Origin of the sequence: Nitrospirillum goiasense, from assembly GCF_034427435.1 — a bacterium.
Classification (GTDB): Bacteria; Pseudomonadota; Alphaproteobacteria; order Azospirillales; family Azospirillaceae; genus Nitrospirillum.
Map to the genome: position 1 here is coordinate 1311309 of NZ_JAXQNP010000003.1, position 17122 is coordinate 1328430.

General features: G+C 62.6%; 13 protein-coding genes, 2 tRNA genes and 1 pseudogene. 12 read left to right on the forward strand and 4 right to left on the reverse strand.

What is annotated here, in order from left to right; all coding sequences use genetic code 11:
• Positions 1-422: 422 nt before the first annotated feature.
• The 5 genes from ULB03_RS20090 (at position 423) to mobV (ending at position 5312) form a co-directional block, all read left to right on the forward strand.
• Entirely contained in the window at positions 423-1826 is a 1404-nt protein-coding gene (locus ULB03_RS20090; protein ID WP_322484865.1) for a hypothetical protein, read from the forward strand.
• A 132-nt stretch (positions 1827-1958) separates the two neighbouring features.
• Positions 1959-2034: transfer RNA gene (locus tag ULB03_RS20095), tRNA-Glu, on the forward strand.
• Between the two features lie 47 nt (positions 2035-2081).
• A tRNA-Glu gene (locus tag ULB03_RS20100) sits at positions 2082-2157 on the forward strand.
• 151 nt (positions 2158-2308) lie between these two features.
• Complete coding sequence (locus ULB03_RS20105; protein ID WP_322484866.1) at positions 2309-3304, forward strand: tyrosine-type recombinase/integrase; 996 nt, start codon at positions 2309-2311, stop codon at positions 3302-3304.
• Positions 3305-3455: 151 nt separating this feature from the next.
• Positions 3456-5312 carry a MobV family relaxase gene (gene mobV, locus ULB03_RS20110; protein WP_322484867.1) on the forward strand — a complete coding sequence of 619 codons (1857 nt, stop codon included), beginning with the start codon at positions 3456-3458 and terminating at the stop codon, positions 5310-5312.
• 329 nt (positions 5313-5641) lie between these two features.
• On the opposite strand, the gene ULB03_RS20115 is transcribed toward mobV, so the two are convergent.
• Entirely contained in the window at positions 5642-7726 is a 2085-nt protein-coding gene (locus ULB03_RS20115) for an AAA family ATPase (protein WP_322484868.1), read from the reverse strand.
• Positions 7727-7952: 226 nt separating this feature from the next.
• Complete coding sequence (locus ULB03_RS20120; RefSeq protein ID WP_322484869.1) at positions 7953-8654, reverse strand: hypothetical protein; 702 nt, start codon at positions 8652-8654, stop codon at positions 7953-7955.
• Between the two features lie 310 nt (positions 8655-8964).
• Here ULB03_RS20120 and ULB03_RS27515 point away from each other — a divergent pair, with 310 nt between their 5' ends.
• Positions 8965-9135 carry a helix-turn-helix domain-containing protein gene (locus tag ULB03_RS27515; protein ID WP_416211175.1) on the forward strand — a complete coding sequence of 57 codons (171 nt, stop codon included), beginning with the start codon at positions 8965-8967 and terminating at the stop codon, positions 9133-9135.
• 539 nt (positions 9136-9674) lie between these two features.
• Positions 9675-10895 (forward strand): IS256 family transposase, encoded by a 1221-nt coding sequence (locus tag ULB03_RS20125; RefSeq protein ID WP_322484870.1) that lies wholly within the window; start codon positions 9675-9677, stop codon positions 10893-10895.
• 263 nt (positions 10896-11158) lie between these two features.
• Here the strand turns inward: ULB03_RS20125 and ULB03_RS20130 are convergent, their stop codons facing one another.
• Both ULB03_RS20130 and ULB03_RS20135 read right to left on the reverse strand, forming a co-directional pair.
• A complete protein-coding gene (locus ULB03_RS20130; RefSeq protein WP_322484871.1) occupies positions 11159-11377 on the reverse strand; it encodes a hypothetical protein in 219 nt (72 codons plus the stop codon).
• A 99-nt stretch (positions 11378-11476) separates the two neighbouring features.
• On the reverse strand, positions 11477-11749 hold the full coding sequence (locus ULB03_RS20135) for a helix-turn-helix domain-containing protein (protein WP_322484872.1): 273 nt from the start codon (positions 11747-11749) through the stop codon (positions 11477-11479).
• Between the two features lie 285 nt (positions 11750-12034).
• Between ULB03_RS20135 and ULB03_RS20140 the strand changes: the two genes are divergently transcribed.
• From ULB03_RS20140 to ULB03_RS20160, 5 genes and pseudogenes are all read left to right on the forward strand, one after another.
• The gene (locus ULB03_RS20140; protein WP_322484873.1) at positions 12035-12442 is read left to right on the forward strand and encodes a hypothetical protein; all 408 of its coding nucleotides are present in this window, start codon (positions 12035-12037) and stop codon (positions 12440-12442) included.
• 301 nt (positions 12443-12743) lie between these two features.
• Complete coding sequence (locus ULB03_RS20145; RefSeq protein WP_322484874.1) at positions 12744-13016, forward strand: transposase; 273 nt, start codon at positions 12744-12746, stop codon at positions 13014-13016.
• 42 nt (positions 13017-13058) lie between these two features.
• On the forward strand, positions 13059-13496 hold the full coding sequence (locus ULB03_RS20150) for an IS5 family transposase (RefSeq protein ID WP_322484875.1): 438 nt from the start codon (positions 13059-13061) through the stop codon (positions 13494-13496).
• A gap of 36 nt (positions 13497-13532) precedes the next feature.
• A pseudogene (locus ULB03_RS20155) lies at positions 13533-13850 on the forward strand (transposase); the annotation flags it as partial.
• 594 nt (positions 13851-14444) lie between these two features.
• The gene (locus ULB03_RS20160; RefSeq protein ID WP_322484876.1) at positions 14445-17081 is read left to right on the forward strand and encodes a DEAD/DEAH box helicase; all 2637 of its coding nucleotides are present in this window, start codon (positions 14445-14447) and stop codon (positions 17079-17081) included.
• Positions 17082-17122: the final 41 nt, after the last annotated feature.

A 17122-nucleotide genomic window follows, 5' to 3' on the forward strand; every position in this document is an offset into this window, starting at 1 on the left:
AATTTATTAAAGCGTTCCTCCAATAGCGCCGCAGGCTTCTATTGGTGTGTGTTTAACCGTAACGCGCCCGTCATCCATTTATCATTTTCAAATCGCGGTTCAGGCCAGATTGACAGCGGCCCTGCATTGGACGATCCTTACGGCTTAAGGGCGGGCGCACTTAACCGTTACTCTCCGTGAGCCTTAATCCGTTCGGGGCGGGTCATGTGGGGCGCCATAAAATCAAAGGGCTGGTCATTACAACGCAAGAAGGTTCCAAGGCTCCGCCTGTGCTGCCGAAAAGGTCGCCCGGGGGGGATGAGGGGGTATTGATGTCGGGACAGCCTGGAACGAAACGGGCGGCGGTGGCCGGACCGGATACCCCGGCTGATGCCGCGGCGCCAGAATCAACTCTCAGCCGTCTCGAATCCCATTTCCGTACCTTGGACGAGGGCTCCCTGGTCCGTGTCGCCACCGCGGTCGAAAAGGCCCGGGCGACCGAAACCGGTGCCGCCTCCGACGAACAAATCCTGACCTGCCTACGCCCGATGCTGCGCAGCCTGCGGCCGGTGCGGGTGCCGACGTTCCAGCGGGCGCTGTGCGTTTGCCTTGAGCCCTATCTGATCGATGCCGATCCCATGAGCACCGCCAACCGGCGGGCGGTGGTGGCGCGGTCCAGCCTGGCGCCTTGGTGGCGCCTGCTCATGGGGTCGCCCTACCGGCCGCGCCTGGCGGCGGCCACGGCGGAATACCGCAACGCCATCGCCTCCGAGCGACAGGACGAGATCGACGCCGTCATCCAGTTCGGCCGCAGCATCGCGGCGGAGGCCACCGAAATCCTGCTGGCGGAAGCCGCGCAGTCGTCCGTGCGCAAGCGGGAACTGGCGGTGCTGCTGGGCAGCGAGCGCGCGTTCGAGGACGCGGCGGAGATCGCGCGCATCCTGGGCCTGGATCCGCTCTTGACCCCGTGGTTCGATCAGATCCGCGCGGCGTGCCCGCGCACGCCGGACGGCCGGGTGCATGACTTCAACCCCCAGGGCACGGTCATAGCCAAGAACGGCTACATGCACCTGCACGCCGCCGACCGCGAGGTGGTGGATTATTATTTCCACGGGCTGCTGCGCCTGCTGGCCCAGCCGTGGCAGTCGCTGCGCCTGGTGCGGCTGTTGTCGGCGGACCTGCTGCGCGCCGGCGCCGACAGCGCCGGCCTGCAGATGATCCCGGCCCGGCTGTTCAGCGACCTGACGCGCACGCTGGCGGAGATCGGCCGCACGGCGGCGGGGGACCGCGGCATGACGCGGCGGGTTTGGCTCATGACCTGCGCCCGCCTCGTCTCCGACGCCGGCGCCATGGTCCAGGGCATGGCGGAAGAGGTGAAGGAATTCGGCAACGCCGGGTGGGAGACCATGATGGTCGAGGCCCGCCAGAAGGTGACGCAGGCCGCCGACCAGTTCGCCAGCGTGGCGGTGCGCGACGCCGGCGTGGTCCTGCCGCAGAAGCAGGTGCGCGAGAAGCTGGAGGTTCGGCTGGTGCCGGACATGGACCACAGCCCCACGGATGACGAGGTGTCGGTGGCCCAGGCGGCCGCGACCCTGTTCACCGCCTGCCGCAAGGTGGCGGAGAAGGAGGGGTTCGACCGCTCCATCCGCGCCAAGGAGGCGGATCTGGAGGCGACCTTCCACACCGCCATCACCTTCCGTTTCGAATACCTGCGGGCGCGCGGCAAGAACAAGGCCGTGTCCGCCCAGTTGCAGGCGCTGGAAAAGGTCTTGCGCTCCATGCCCAAGACCGAGCCGATGCTGGACCTGATCCTGAAGGCGGAACGCGCGATCGAGCGCTTTCGCTAGGGGAAGGCGGCAACCCTTTTCCCGCCCATCCGGCCGCGCGACCAGGCAGACCCCCTATGCGCGAAAACCGGTGGGCGGGTCTTTTTATCCGCTTGCCATATCGGGGCCGGGTCATTATGTATCCACCCCGCCGTCCCCTTCGTCTAGAGGCCTAGGACACCGCCCTTTCACGGCGGCGACACGGGTTCGAATCCCGTAGGGGACGCCATCTCCGGATGGCCGTACATAGGATGGACCACCCTCCATCCGCCTCATGTCCCCTTCGTCTAGAGGCCTAGGACACCGCCCTTTCACGGCGGCGACACGGGTTCGAATCCCGTAGGGGACGCCACGCTTCCAGCGGTTTGGCTGGATTTTGCGGGACAATTTGGGGACAAATGGATCCGAGAGCACTATCTCGGAGACCCTGTCCCATGGCTACGATCACCCCTCGAAAGAACCGCGAAGGCTAGGTCATCGGCTATCAGGTCAAGATCCGCCGCTTGGGTTTCCCTGCGCAGTCCAAGACCTTTGAAACCCGGACCGACGCGAAGCGTTGGGCGGCCGATATGGAATCGGAAATCTCCCGGGGCGTTTTCGTCGATCGCGCTGAGGCGGAGCGTAATACTCTGGGCGACCTGATACGCCGGTATCAGGCAGAGATCACGCCCGCCAAGCTGGGAGGCGACAAGGAGAAGGGCCACTTGGCCGTGATCCTGGACGACCAGATCAGCCAACTCCGCATGACCATGCTCGCCTCCCGGGATGTGGCGGCCTTCCGTGAGCGGATGGCGGCCAACGGCTACGCGCCGGCCACCATCGTCAGGCGGTTGAATCTGATCGCCACCATCATCAATCACGCCCGGGCAGAGTGGTCCGTCCATGTGGTGGACAACGTGGCCTCCTCCAAGCTTACAGCCCGTCCCAAGGGCGCCGATCGAAAGCGGGAGCGGCGCCTTCAGCCAGCCCGCGTCATCGCGGGACAGGAGGACTGTCCCGCCGAGGAGGAGACGCTGTTCAAGGCCCTTGCGGCAGGACGCCACGCGGCTCTGATGGTTCCCCTAACTAGGCTGGCCCTTGAAACGGCGGCGCGCCAAGGCGAACTGTGCTCGCTCGAATGGCGGGACATCGACTTGGATAAACGGGTGATGACGATCCGTGGCCTGGGCGGGGAAGGCTCGAAAAATGGCGAGGTGCGGCGGGTACCGCTGTCGACGGCAGCCGTTGAGGCAATCCGGTCGTTGCCTGGTTATGAGGTCAAGGCCGGTCGCCTTTTCCCGGTGGACCAGAATGCCTTGAAGATCACGTTCGCCCGCGTCGTTCGGCGAAAGATCCCCAATCTGACCTTTCACGACCTCAGGCATGAGGCCACCAGCCGGTTGGCGAGGGTGTACACCAACCCGCTGGAACTCATGCGGGTGACCGGTCATAAAACGCTGTCCATGTTGAGTCGCTACTACCATGCCGATGCGGAAGAATTGGCCCGGCGGCTGGCATGAGGGGTAAGGCGCGCCAGTGCTTTGCTGCATGGGTTTGTCCTGAAGAATGGCGCTGCATCGACCCGATCAGACCCCCATACATATACTTACTATAGGAAGTGCTCCGCGTCGCCAGCTGCGGCCCCCTTCACCCCTCGCTAGGAAAGAGGTCATGGCCAAGGTAAATCGCTGCATCGCCCGCGTCGGAAATAAGCTCAAAACGGCGAGCGACATCAAGGGAGCGGTCGGCCATAACGCGCGGACGCGTTCGACGCCGAATGCCGACCCCAAGGGCTTGGTGATAAGCCCCAGGGACGCTGGCCGCCACCCGGACAAGACGGTCATGGACAGGATAGCCGCCGCCGGGGTTAAGCCCCGGGCCGACTCTGTCCTGGCGGTGGAGATCCTTCTGTCGGTTAGTCCCGCTTACTTCCGGCCTGACCAGCCGGAGGCGTATGGTCTCTATGACAAAGCGAAGACCAAAGCGTGGGCTGAAGCTTCCTGGGAATGGCTGTTGTCGGAGTACGGTGACCGCATCGTTGATGCCAAGCTTCACGGGGACGAAGCGACCCCGCATTTCCAAGCCATTGTTGTACCGTTAACAGATGACGGGCGGCTGTCCGCGTTCGAGCTATTCGGGGATTTGGAGAAATTCCAGGACAAGGCGGCGGCGGCGGTTGCACACCTTGGCATCGAGCGCGGGGTGCGGGGCTCGAAGGCCAGGCACCGGGCCATATCTGACTACTACAAGGAGGTCAACGCCCCGGCCCCTGGCGAGCCGGCGCCAATAAAACGGACGAAGGTCCCGGTCCCGCCGCTCATGATGCAGGAGTCGACGAGGCAGGCATGGGCCGACAGCCAGAACCAGAAGGGCCAGGACAATCTGGTCATGGATCGTGAGCGATATTCCCGCGAGGTTAAGCCCCATCTGGTCAGGTCGAAGGCGATTGACCGCCTGGAGCGGGAGAAGGTGGAGGCCATGGCCACGGCCGAGGCAGCGAACAAAAGAGCGGAAATGGCCGAAGAGGCCGCCAGGAAGGCCGTAGAGCGGGTTGAGGCCACCAAGGCGGATGTGGCCCTTGAGAACGTTCTAGCGTCCTACGGGCTGGAAATTGACGATTCCGGGCGTTGGATAGGGGAGGGGATGGTCATCAAGGTGGAGGGGGCAGCCTGGTGGGACGATGGCGACCGTCAGGCCCGTGGCCGCAGCGCCATCGACCTGGCCAAGCACCTGCGCCAGGTGGAATACAGCCAGGCTGTCGCCTGGCTGAGGGATAACTTTGGCCAGGCCCAGGCCGAGCAGGCGGTGGTGGTCCACGTTCAAGGCCGAGCCCCCGGCATCGTGGCGGAGGCCCGGCCGTTCAGGTTCGAGCCCCCACCACTGGTTGAGGCCAATTGGCCTCGGGTGCGGCGGTGGCTGACCACCGTCAGGCGGCTCGCCGCCGAGCTGGTCGATAGACTGCATGGCCTCGGCCGCGTATATGCGGATGATAGGGCCAATGCTGTGTTTCTGTTGATGGATGGGCGTGGCCGTCCGGTTGGTGCCGAACTCAAGGGCACAGGACCTCAGCCATTTACCGGAATGGCCGCTGGGACTAGCCGTAACGCAGGCGCGTTCATGGTCCCGAGTCAGGGCCCGGGCCGCGTGCCCCTGGTCGTGGTCAAAAGCGCTATCGACGCGATCAGCTATGCCCAGCTCCATCCGGGCGTTGATGTCGAAATTCGGTCCACCGGTGGCGTTCGGTCGCAAATTCCCTGGCTGGAACCCAATTGGGACCTGATAGTAGTCGCTTTTGACGCCGACAACGCTGGCGACAAGGCTGCTGCCGCCCTCCTGGCCGGCCTGCGGCCTGGCCAGGGCTATCGCGACCGCCCAGCCGGCGCGAAGGATTGGAACGACCTGGTCAGGAACGGAAGCCTGGATGTCGGCTACCTGGTGGACCGCGTGGCCGGGGCGCCGACACCGGCGTCGCAGCCTCACTCCCAGCCCTCCAGGGCGAAGAAGTCAGACGACCCGGCTCCTTCCTAGCCTGGGGGCCAGGGGGCGGATTCCTGTCTTCATACATAGGGTCTGTCCCTGCAGGTGCGGCGACCGGAAGACCAACAGGCCACCCTCTGGCGCATACGGGGGGAGGGAGGCACAGACTGGAGATCGACCACGGCGGCGCTAGGGGGATGATGGGGATGGCCCGGAGCTTCCGGAAAGCGGGGCGGGGCTGGGTGTGAGTGGGTGGGGACATCTTAGTCTCTGGTTCCGGTTTGGATGCTAGGTTGGAAATCGTGAATGGGATTAGCGGTGATAGGTCCGCGTGCATGACGGACCTCTTGGTGGCCGGCTGGAGATTAAGGCCATGAGGCTCAGTGCCTTGCCTGTCCGTCGGCTGCGAGTGACGGCATGGCCGCGGCAGCCACGACCTCTGCGGCCGAAATCGTCTCCCTCGTCAATAGAAGTTGGGCGACGGCGGAAACCGCGTGCTGCCGGTTACGGAGGAGCGTGCGCACCTCCGCGTACTGGGTCTCCAGCAGCATCTCGACCTTCGAGGCGAGTTTGGGGAAGGCGGCCAAAAATTGTGGCAGCGTGCGCGCCGTCACCTGACCGAGCCAGCTCAACTGTCCGCCGAGTCCGTCACTGCCGTGCATTTGCGCGGCCAGCAGAGTGGCGGCTGCCAGGTCACAGTCAGCGTTACCGCCGGCGCCGGCGGATGGCTCTCCAAGGAGAAGCTCTTCCGCGGCACGGCCAGCCAAATGTACCTGCATCAGAGCCAAAATATCGTTGGCACGCCAGGTCCAGTCAGTCAGGCGGTAGCTCACTTGCCCCAGCGTTGTGGGAGTATTCCGGATTGTAGCGGAAACCAGGGTTCCTGGCCGCAAAATCGTTGCGGCGACTGCGTGGCCGGCCTCGTGGATGGCTGTCCGTTGACGAAGCTCCAACGGCTGAGGGTTGGCTGGTCGAATCCCAACCTCCAAATCCTCCCGCTTCATCGGCCTGCCCGCCTGGCGCGCTCTGCGCTTGGCCCCGCGGACGATTTGCGCGCAGTCGGCGCCGCTGGCTCCCTCGATCTGCGCCGCGAATTGGGCCAGGTCCACGTTCTGCAAATTATCCGGACCCAGATGAAAGCGGAGGATGCCCGCCAACGCCGCCCTATCGGGTAAGGGAATATGGATCACGCGCTCGAAACGGCCGGCGCGGATCAGTGCAGGATCGAGCAATTCAGCAAAATTACAGGCGCCAACCACAACGACGCCCGTTCGCCCTTGGGTGCCGTCCAGGTGTTCGAGGAAAGCGTTCATGACTTGGTGGTGGTAGGTGCGATTGCTGGATTCCTCCAGGTGCCTGCTCGAAAAGCTGTCCAACTCGTCCACGGCCAAAATGCACGGAGCTGCCTGCCTGGCTTCCATGAAGGTGGCGGCCATCGCCCTCAGCATGTTCCCCTGATGCCCAGCCGCCTGCCAGGCGGCATGCGAGGCGGTGATCAGGGGGACCTCGCACGTTGCCGCCAAGGCGCGAAGAAATTGGGTTTTCCCGACACCTGGAGGCCCGGCGATGACACAGCCCGTGTCTACGTCGGCCCAAGGCAGCTTTCCGGCCCGGAAGGCGGCCAAGTCATGACGGAGGACTTCTCCCCACGTCACCGCCTCATTCATCCCGTGGAGATCCGCCAACCGCGGTCCAGGGCGCGAAATCCGGCCTCGCGCCTTGGCCATGCGTTCCAGGCGCCCTAACCATTCCTCCGGTGACAGCGCGGGGCGGGCCGCCAGCTTTAGATCCAAAGCTGTCAGAACCTTGCACACGTCGTCGGGTAGGAACCCGACAGAGGGTTCACGCGCATAGAGCAAAATGGAATTCGCCAACGTCATGCCCGTCAGCGGCGGTAAGGTGAGCCGGTAATCGGCCGCCGCGAAGAAACGCGGTGGCAAGTCGGTTTCGCTCGCCGCGCTTATGATGACACTGCGTCCTTGGGAGATGTGGTCAGCCGCGGACACTTCGATGGCATCGAGACTGAGGCCGGGCGCTGTCCCATCCCGCATAGTGACAATCCATGCGTCGATGGCGCGATCCTTCGCTTTGTCGAGGTCAGCCCAGTCCGGGCCGTCGTTGAGGTGGCCATCGATGTTTGGGGCCAGGTCATCCTCATCGTTCGCAAACGCCATGTCGATAAGGGGCGCATCACCCGGTAGGCTGGGAATTATGGACGGGGCGCCCCAGGCGAAAGCCGCCATCGCGGCGTTGATCACGTGCTGCACCGCTGCCAGCCAGCTGGGGTCCTGCACCAGGATGGTCAGCGTGACGCCCCCCCTTCGAATGGCAGCCGCAAGGCCGGGCGACGTTTCGAATGCCTCTTGCAGCAGAATGCGGGCGGCCACCTCGTCGAAGCTGAGATGTGGCTCAGGCACCTTGGGGGTAAACTTTTCATGCAGGCGTTTCATTCCTTTAGCGGGCATGACTTCTCCTTTGCGGCGCTGCGGGTGCGCGCCGGCGACTGAAAGTGGGGGAGGGGATGTGACTCTGGCTGACCAAGCTGCCACGATGGGCCGCTACATGGAGGCGTAAGGCGTGTGATCAGCAGGTATTAAGGAAAGGCGGGCCTTTCCAAGAGGGCTTCCGTCACGAGGACACTGAATGTGTCTTCGTCTTCAGCAGAGTTGCCAGGGTGATAGGTCGGCCAAGTCAACCCGCCAAGGCTGGTTCGAGGACTACGAGCCCTTCAAGCAGGCTGCTGAGGTCTTCATCCAGTGCCTGTTCGAAAAGCAGTTCCTGCAATCGGCGAGCGAACTCCTGATGCGCAGTTTCGACGGCCCTTCGGATCTCGGTGCAGTACCGTGCCTCCAACGTGGGGAGGTCGACACGGTGTTCCGAGGGCACGGTCGTAGCGCCGTGGATGGCACACACTCCAGCCGTTGCCTCGGAAATTTCGATGCCCAGTTTGGACTTCACGTAACTTTTGGCAATCAGGCGTAGACAGCGCAGGTCCCGGGTCGTTTGCCGCGTTTTTCCAGCGTCGGTTTTGGCCATCCCGCGCTTGATTTCGAGGAAGTCGGCAGCGCTTCGGTGGGCGTCGATAACCAATAGGTCGGGCGCGATCCTGCGTCCCGCCTCATGCTCGTAATGGAGGTCCGACAGCCTAAGCGCCTCGCTGCTTGCGCTACCGCTGACGAGCTGATCGACCATGGCCGGGATGAAAATCGCGGGCGTGCGGAACACCGTTAGATGCGGCGTCGCGCGTAGCGCCTCGAACAGAGTGGCCTCAAGGATTTGCCCGTCGCTACGGATGGCCGAGGTGAGGATGCCGTATGGGCGCAGGAGGTGAGGGGGTACGATCGGGTCGGGCTGGATAGGAAGGCGGCGGAGACGCTGGATGGTCCGGGCCATTAAGTCGGCGACGGACGGAGGGAGACATGAGGACGTCGAGGGTTCCACGGGGTTTCCTTTCAATAAGACATGTCTTTTAATAAGACAGGTCTTATTCTTGGTCAAGCCCTCTTCTTGCCTGCCGCTGGAATTTCGGTAAGGTGCGCATCGCGAGTTACGGGGGATTTGGATGGCGCGACCGAAACGGGATGGGATTGCCGAGGCTTCTCAGTTGCTCAAAGAGGCGTTGGCTGACGACCGCCTCCCAAAAGAGACACGAGAGCGAATTTCCCTGGCTCACGAGATATTGGCCGCCAAGGTTGCCGGCGCCATGTCCAGGGATGAGTTTGTCGCCCTGAGAAAAAGCCTCGGACGAACCCAGGAGGATCTCGCCCATGATCTGGGGAAGCGCGTGCGCCAGATCGCGCGATACGAGAGTGGAGAGGTCCCAATACCGGCGCCTGTCGCACAGGCACTAAAGGAACTCGTCCAAAAGCGATAACGGTTCGTTGTCGGCCTGATTCTATTGCAGAGCGGTTGCCTGGAGCTTGGTAGTGCCCCGTCTCAGTGTGGCGGCCTGGAGTAAAAGGACTGCGAAGGCCTGGTTGCAGCCCTTCGAGCCCTATTGCCGTATTTTGAAACAACGATCTGTTCGACCCGCGCGTTACCCCACCGTGACCGGCATCTTGCGCGGCCGCCCTTTACCTTTACGCCGCGGCGACGGTAGCGAAGTGGGGAGAGCGGTGAGCGGTGAGGGCAATACCGTATGTCGGGTAACCCACGCCTCCAGGTCCGTTCGGCGAAAAAAGACACGGCCTCGCCCGCTTCCGAACCGGACATAGGGCAGGTCCTGGTGGATGCCCAGCATCCAGCGAAACCCCGCTGGCGTCATACATAAATACGCGGCGGCGCGTCGCACATCCAGCAGGAGGGGAGAATTGATATCAGCGGTTGAGGCAGATTTCGGCATGGCACCCGCCGCCGGGACTGTCAGGAATTTCGTGCTCGGTGGGGTCATAATGAGGAAGAAGGAGACCCTCTATGGCCCGACGCAAAGAGCCAGTTATCCCCGACGCGATCCTGGACCAGTTGCTGGCCGGGGCGGACGCCAAGATGGCGTTTGAACAGAACGGCCTGCTTGAGCAGTTGAAGAAGGCTCTGACGGAACGCGCCTTGAAGGCGGAACTGGATCACCATCTTGCGGATGATGATGGCGGCAACCGGCGCAACGGCTATGGCCGCAAGACGGTGCTGACGGATGGTGGCCCGGTTGAGCTGGCCATACCCCGGGACCGGACGGCGACGTTCGATCCGCAACTGATTGGCAAGTACCAGCGGCGCTTTCCGGGCTTCGACGAGAAGATCATCTCGATGTACGCGCGGGGCATGTCGACGCGTGAGATCGCGGGGCACCTGCGGGAACTCTACGGCATCGAGGTATCGGCCGACCTGATCTCGACAGTCACGGACGCGGTGATCGAGGAAGTGACGGCCTGGCAGAACCGACCGCTGGAGGCGATCTACCCGCTGGTGTTCCTGGATGCCATCCGGGTGAAGATCCGGGATGAGAGCCTGGTGCGTAACAAGGCCATCCACGTTGCCATCGGCGTGCGGGCCGACGGCACCAAGGAAGTGCTGGGCCTCTGGATCGAGCAGAACGAAGGCGCCAAGTTCTGGCTGCGGGTCCTGAACGAACTGAAGAACCGGGGCGTTGAAGACATTCTGCTGGCCGTGGTCGATGGCCTGAAAGGCTTCCCCGAAGCGATCGCTGCCGCCTATCCCGAGACCATCGTACAGACCTGCATCGTCCATCTGCTGCGCCACAGCATGGAGTTCGCCTCCTGGAAAGATCGCAAGGCCATCGCCGGTGCCCTGAAGACCATTTACGACGCCGTGGACGACAAGGCGGCCGAGGCCGCGTTGACCGCCTTCGAGGTCGGCCCCTGGGGCGAAAAACACGCCGCAATCGGCAAGGCCTGGCGCCGAGCGTGGCAGGAGGTCATTCCCTTCTTCGCCTTCCCGCGCGAGGTCCGGCGGATCCTTTACACCACCAACGCCATCGAGGCGCTGAATTCCAAGCTGCGCCGGGCGGTCCGCGCCAGGGGGCACTTCCCTAATGACGAGGCGGCCCTGAAGCTGCTGTTCCTGGTCTTGAACCGGGCGGAGAAAGATTGGAAAATGCCACCGCGCGAATGGACAGCGGCCAAGGCCCAGATGGCCGTCATGTTCGGTGAGCGGTTCTCAAAGGCGATGAGCGCCTGATTGTGAAACCGACCCCACCGAGCACGAAATTCCTGACAGTCCCCCGCCGCCTCATGAGAGGCTCTGGCTATACAGTGCGGCATGCCGGCCGCGGAAGCCCGTGCGGGAGTGGGCTTTACGCCCTAGGCACCCTCCCCCACCTCCTCATCGATCCGTAGCATCTCAGAGGTGGACAATACATCAGCAGGGACCTCAAGGATCCTAGGGAAATTGGCTGCCATGAAGCTTGGTTCGCCGTCAAGGAGATTCTGTGTTGGGGCGTATCAATCTGATGAAGCTGCCGAACGAACGACCAGATCCGCTAACACCGCGCAAGGATCGGCGCCCAGCGCCTGAGTTACGTCCAGAAATTCAACGACATCAAGTCGACGTTCGCCGCCTTCGTATTTCGCTACGAACGATTGGGGCGGCCAAGGCGCGTCGCCGGTCATCATAGCCGCGCGGAGCACGGTTGGACATGAGGCGACTTCGATCAGCTCCATGATCCCCTGGTCCACGGGGGCTGTAACGGCGTGGCCTGGCGGCGGGCCCGTCTTCCCGCCCCGCCATGACGAGAACGAAAGGCGCCGACCTCCTGCGCCCTACTCGTCCTTCCGCCGTTTGCGGTCGGGCCGCCTCTCCCGCTCCGGCTTCTGGTCCACGACCATCCCCACCAGTAGCTCAAAGGGCTGCACGCCCAACCCGCAGGCCAGGTCGACGATCATGGCCAAGCTGGGGCTCGAACGCCCGTTTTCGAGGTTGGACAGGTAAGACACGTCCAACTCAGCCCGGAAGGCCAGTTCCTCCTGGGTCACCCCATTCGCCTTCCTGAGCTTCTTCAGCAATGAACCGAACTGGATCCGGATGTCTTCCATGTCCCGGAAAACACCCCCTTGCGCGGCTCGGCGCCATGGGATATATCCCAAGTGTCGTTCCCAAACGGTAGCCTTCGGCGGATTCCATCTTCACCGATGCCTTAGGGTATTGCTGCCGTACATCCAGTCCACCCTGTATTTCCAGGACCCGTCCCGATGCTCCGTATACCTTTCCCTCCCGGGCCCATGCCCGCGGTGCGCCCAGGCTCGTGCCCGCGCGGCGCCTCCCCCTCCCAATCCATCCCCGGTTCGCCCCTTTCCCCCGCCTACGCGGAGGCCTGAGCCATGAAAGTGCTTTCGGGGCACCTCACGCTGCTGGGCGACCACACCATGACGCGCCAGGTCTGCGAATACAGCGTGATCCGCGTAGACAAGACGGTCCTTTCCAAGGCCGTCGTCCCGCTCGGCCTGAACGGTTTCCTGGCAGAGGCGATGGGCGACCAGGTCACGTTGTATTACGTGAAACCCATGGGATACTTTGGGCGCCATATCCTGGTCGGCCTGGAGTCGTCCGGAGGCCAGTATTATGTAAAAGAGAACGCACTCAGGATCTTCATTCTACTGATAGGTGGCATCGCCCTGATTCCGCTTTTAGGTTTTGGTCTTTTATTTCTCCCGCAGGCCTTCGCCGGCCTCGCTTTCAATGGCGTCGCGAGCGAACTCCAATCGCGCGGGTTCCAACTCGTCCGGTAGCCACGAGTATATTTCAAAGGGAATGCCTGGCCTCCGATTCATGTAACCCTAACGTGCGGGCGCCCCGTTGACTCAATGCGGGGTGTCTGCGAGGATTCCACCGTGATCTGCCAATCTCCCCTCTTTCGCCCCATGACGGTTGAGCCCGGCTCCCGTGCGACGCGAATAGTAATAGCCCCTGCCGCCTGACGCGGGGCTTCGGAAACTCTCCTATTCCGACCTAGGGCGTGTCGTCAGTTAGGGGTTCCCAGGGATCGGACTGCGTGATTCATAGAGGGTCGGCTGACAGGAGGGCCGACCGATGCGACGCTATGCTTTGCGCGACGACCAGTGGGAGCGGATCCGGGATTTTCTGCCGGGACGTCCTGGGCATGTTGGTGGGACGGCGAAGGACAATCGCCTGTTCGTCGATGCGGTGCTGTACCGTTACCGCGCCGGCATTCCGTGGCGGGATCTCCCGTCCGTTTTGGGGACTGGAAGAACATCCACCGCCGCTACCGCCGCTGGTGTGAAAGCGGCGTTTTCGAACGCCTTTTCAAAGCCCTGGCTGAGGATAACGACAACGAATACATGATGCTCGACGCCACCGTCGTCCGCGCCCATCAGCACAGCGCCGGTGCGCCAAAAAAAGGGAGCCGATCAAGCCATAGGCCGTTCCCGTGGCGGGCTGACCACCAAGATCCATGCCGTCGTGGATGCCTTGGGCAACCCGGTGGCGATCTCCCTGACCGCCGGTCAGGTCTCCGACTTCAGCCAAGCCCTGCCATTGCTCGCCAAGATCGCTCCCCGTGCCTTCATCGCTGACAATGCCTACGACGGCGACGCATTGATCGCCGCCTTGTCCGAGCGGGGTATCCTCCCCGTCATCCCCTCGAAGGCGAATCGGCTAATCGTCCGCGACACCGACTTCGCCTTGTACCGCGAACGTAATCTCGTCGAGCGATTCTTCAACAAGCTCAAGAGCTTCCGGGCTATCGCCACCCGCTACGACAAGCTGGCGAGCACCTTTCTCGCCGCCGTTTACCTCGTATCGGCTGTCATCTGGCTCAGCTGACGACACGCCCTAAGGACCTGCGCCGCGGCTACCTCGGTTGGTGATGATCGGACGTGTCCGCACTGCCAGGCGACGGGGGCGGTCGCCAAGGGCAAAAACCGGGGCCTGCAGCGCTATCTGTGCCGGTCCTGCAAGCGGACCTTCAGCGCGGCCACCGGCACGCCGCTTTCCGGTCTGCACCACAAATATCGCTGGCTTGAGATGGCCTCCGCCCTGGCCGATGGCGATACCCTCAAGACGACGGCGGAGCGTTGCGGCGTCCACATCAGCACCGCGCATCGCTGGCGCCACCGGTTCCTGGCGGCGATCAAAACCGACGCCGGGAAGCTGCGGGGCATCGTCGAGGCCGATGAGAATGGACATGCCGTTGTCGGTAACGTCGTTGATCACCATACCCGGAAGGACAAACCTTGAGCGAAGAGCGTCTGTTCGCATCGCCTTGATCCCATTGGAAAAGCGATCTCAAAGAGACTTCCAGATTTCATCATTTTTGAGTCAGAGCCCTTATTCCATGCCGATTCACAGACAGATCTTGCTTGCCCAAAGCCGAGCTTGGCTAAGTCTGAGCCGGATGGCAGTTCAGCGCCCACCCAGGTCGTTCTTTCGCCCGGTGTCTATTCGCAACAGTGGAAGGCGCGCTCAACGACTACGCTGGCTTTTGACGGCCACCGCCCTCGAGGACAAGACGATTGACCTCTTCCTGGTCGACCTGGGTACCATTCGGCGCCGCCCTGTATGATCATCGCCTTGACCGCATTGTCAGGCCACCGAACTAGGCCTTCAGGCCAAAATGTCGGCGGTAGTGGTGAAAACAAACCATCATCCGGTGAAAATTCGCCGTATCTAGTGCTGCATCTGCCACGCGTTGTGTGTTAGTTCATGAGGTTATGCCTCCTATTCAACTGGCACTCCGCGTGCATCGGAGCAGGGGAGTGAACGGAGGTTGGAATGGCCTTTGAGTACTACTTGTCCCTGCCAGGGATCCGCGACGCCGGCAGAACCATGAGGAGCGTCCATGCTCAGTTGGAGCCCTACCGTCAGTACCTGGAGCGGGCGGAGAAGGCGGCGCATGAGGCGGCCCTGTCTCTAGGGTGGCGAAAGCCCACCGCCGAGGAACGACGGGAATTGGACGAGCGCATGAAACAGCAGTTTCAGCGCACTCCGTCCGCCGAGCCGGGGAAGCGGCGGCGAGACCGTCAAATTCAGTCAACGCCGCCGACCGGGCACTGGGTCATGCTGGAGAGCCTCTCCAGTGACCAGAAGGACGAGTCAATCTTTTCGGCTTTCCTTGAGGCCAAGGAGATTTACGATCGAGCCCCGGAGCGAACCTACTGGTTCGTAGAGGCCCGGATCTCCGTCGCTGCCCGTGACTACGAAGCCCAGGCATTGTTGCTGTCCGATCTGCCGCGCCCCATGAAGGTGAAGACCGGTGAGGACGAAGAGGACCAGGCTGACGAACTGGTCCTTTTCCTGCGACCCAACACCTACTCCTTACAGCGCCAAAAGAGGGCGGTCGCGGAGTTGAAAGACTGCCCGCATGTCCAACGGGGTCCGCTGGTCCGACTCGCCACTCCTAATTCCCGGTGGCTGGGTTTCCAGCCGGAGCCGGTGGGGGAATGGGTTCTTCTGACCGATACCACGCGCAGTGGAACCCACGAGCAAAGGCGGTTCGTCGAAGTGGCTCTCGGCACTCCCGACTTCGCGCTTCTGCAAGGGCCGCCGGGATCGGGGAAGACCACCGCCATCTGCGAACTGATTTGCCAGCTGGCGCGGCAAGGAAAACGCATCCTACTGGTTGCCTCTACTCATGTCGCGGTGGACAACGTCCTCGAGAAACTGGCTGAGTGGCAGGACGGTTCGAACGAGAAACTCGTCATGCCCATCCGGATCGGGGACGACGACCGCGTGTCGTCGGAAGCCGTCAGGCCGTGGATCCTCAAAAGGGTGGTTTCGAGCTGGCGAGGAGAAGTCCTTGATTTCCTTGACGCCCCCAGCGGCGTCACCGAGAGCGGGGTTGCCGCGCGTGGGACGCTTCAAGGTTCCCTAAAAGCGGGGCAAGAAGGGTTCCAGCGCTTGATCCTGGAGGTGTCCAATCTGGTGTGTGGAACCACCATCGGCATTCTTCAGCACCCGGCCATCAAGAATGGTGATGTCTTGGCACCATTCGACGTCATGATCCTCGATGAGGCATCGAAGACGACCTTCGCCGAGTTCCTGGTCCCCGCGCTGCACGCCAATCGTTGGATCATCGTCGGCGATCGCCGCCAATTGTCGCCTTATGTGGAGGAGCAGGATCTACGGACTAACCTGCGAGCCCTGCGCAGTACGGTGTCCGCCGATGCCTTGCTGTGCTCGTTTCTCGCATCGAGACGCAAGCCGGAATGTTCGCTTGTGGCGGTCGAAAACGCTGCCGAGGCAGCCATGATCGCCGCCGAAGTGGGCGCACGCGGTCTGGTGGCTGTGGATCTGGACAAGCCGGAAACCCACGCCTGGATTCCCGGAGCCTCTATTATCTACGGTCGCCCGGAAACCATGGAGGCAATGCAGCACCGTATGCCCGGTGACTTTAAGCATGTGTTCGGCTGTGGAGATCTGTCCCTTGGGGACTGGAAGGCTCACCGGGACGCGCAAAAGGGCCAAGACACACTGACCTGGGAAGGGGAGGTCGCATGGCGCCTGATCCGCGCTCACGAATTGCGCGACAATCCCGAGGAGGCTGCCCCTTATAAGACGGACCTGAAGGCCTTGCAGCCTGTTGCAGGGAATGAGCAGTCGATGTTCACGCGGCAACTCGACACCCTGCAACGGGTCGCCTTGCCGTCCATTCTGGAAATTCTTCAGCATGGGGCGGGCTCGATGGGATGGAATCAGGAGACGGTGCTGACGGACGGCCTTCCGCAGCCTGATCTGGAGCGGCGGCTGGTTTCGCTCTCCTTTCAACACCGCATGCACCCTGACATTTCTGCTTTCCCTCGCGAGCAGTTTTATGCCGACGATGACCTGCTTCACGATGCCACGGGCATGGCGGCTCAGCGGGAGTGGGATTACTCCCGCTACGCCCGGCGCGCGGTCTGGTTCGACGTCGCCCGGCGCTGGTCAAAGGGAAACGCCTGCGTCGAGGAAGCGGACGTGGCAATCCAGGAATTGAAGGCCTTTGCCGCCTGGGCGGAGCACGCTCCCAAGCCCGGCGCCGATCCCCTGCTTCCCTGGGAGGTGGCGGTTTTGACCTTCTACCGTCCCCAGGAGCGGGAGCTGCGGGCGCGACTGCGGAAGCTGTGCGGGCAGTACGGACGCACCAGTTCCTTTGAATTCGGGAAGCGGGTCCGCATCAAGCTGGCGACGGTTGACCGGTTTCAGGGGCAGGAAGCAGACTTTGTGCTGCTTTCCTTCGTGAAAAGCGGGAGCGCGGGATTTCTCAACAGCCCCAATCGCCTCAATGTCGCGCTCACCAGAGCGCGCTTCCAAATGGTCCTGATCGGCCACCGCAGCTGGATGGGGTCGGATCGCTGCCGCTCGGACCTCCTGAAGTCGTTGGCCACGTCAACGCACTATAAGCAAGCCATCGTGTGGGGAGCCAATCAATGATCAATCTGAGCCGAACCGTGGAGGTTCGATGCTTCGACGTG